The organism is Corynebacterium sp. HMSC036E10 (assembly GCF_001836265.1).
Taxonomy (GTDB): Bacteria; Actinomycetota; Actinomycetes; order Mycobacteriales; family Mycobacteriaceae; genus Corynebacterium; species Corynebacterium coyleae.
Genome location: NZ_KV827963.1, coordinates 1 through 263, shown reverse-complemented (window position 1 = coordinate 263; position 263 = coordinate 1). Strand labels below are relative to the sequence as shown.

At 56.7% G+C, this 263-nt stretch carries 1 protein-coding gene; it reads right to left on the bottom strand.

The features are described from left to right. On the bottom strand, positions 1-263 hold a 263-nt coding region (locus tag HMPREF2736_RS02755), incomplete at both ends, for a YPDG domain-containing protein (RefSeq protein ID WP_141761580.1).

The window sequence follows — 263 nt, the reverse complement described above, 5'->3', positions numbered from 1 at the left end:
GCATCCGGGTTTTCAACCGTGACAGTGACCTCAACAGTGTCCTTCGAACCATCCGGGTAGGTCACCTCAACCGGGACAGTGATCTTGTCACCAGGGTTGGCATCCTCGGAAACCGGAACAGTAATCGAACCATCCGGATTAACCGTCACATTATCCGGAGCACCCTCGCCCTTCTCAAACTTGGTGCCCTCCGGCGGCGTGACCTCGTTGCCGTCCTTGTCCTTGAAGACAGGCTTGTCAACCTCGACATCCTCGCCAGGCTT